The 851-nt window shown below is 32.8% G+C and carries 1 protein-coding gene; it reads right to left on the minus strand.

Translation table 11 applies throughout. The features are described 5' to 3' along the window. A partial coding sequence (locus tag HMPREF3131_RS11310; protein ID WP_371106362.1) for a YtxH domain-containing protein occupies positions 1 to 711 on the minus strand: 711 nt, incomplete at its 3' end. Between the last annotated feature and the right edge of the window lie 140 nt (positions 712 to 851).

Raw genomic sequence — 851 nt, forward strand, 5'->3', positions numbered from 1 at the left:
TCGACGTTGTGCTGCAAGTGCATCTGTTTCTTTTTGTTTTTCATCTTTAGCAATTGCTTCTTTTTTGGCTTCTTGTACTTCTTGCGCTTGTGGCGATTCGTCTGCTAAATTACTTGATGTTTCTGATTGAATTGCTCGACGTTGTGCTGCAAGTGCATCTGTTTCTTCTTGTTTTTCATCTTTAGCAACTGCTTCTTTTTTGGCTTCTTGTATTTCTTGCGCTTGTGGTGATTCATCTGCTAAGTTATTTGACAACTCAGCTTTAATAGCATTTTGTTGTGCTACAATTTCTTCCGCACTATTATGTTCATTATTAAAATAATTATTTTCTTTTACTATAGTTTCAGCCTTGGCTTCTTGTATTTCTTGCGCTTGTGGTGATTCATCTGCCAAGTTACTTGATGTTTCTGATTGAATTGCACGACGTTGTGCTGCAAGCTCATCGGAAGAAATACCTGTATGTTTTCTATTTTTTAAGTCTTCAATTTTATGTCTTACATTATCAATTGTTTCTTCTGTTTGTTGTTTAATACTATAATAATTATCTTTAACTTCTTGTTCTTTTGCTTTTAAATCATCAATTTTTTGGTTTGCTTTATTTTTAGTTAAAAGTCCAATAGTTGAGCCAATAATTGCACCAGTAATAAAGCTAACAATAAAACGTTTACGAGACTTAAATCTCGGATCATTATAATAAGTTTTATAATCAATCTCTTGATTAGTATCACGAGTAGCTTGATTTGAGAACTTTGGATGATTATAACTCTCATAGTCATCACGATTATAATGTGGTGTATTAACAAAGTTGTTTTGGTCTAATTGATTTGCGCCACGACCATGTAAGTCATTAC

It is taken from the genome of Staphylococcus sp. HMSC14C01, assembly GCF_001808085.1.
GTDB lineage: Bacteria > Bacillota > Bacilli > Staphylococcales > Staphylococcaceae > Staphylococcus > Staphylococcus hominis.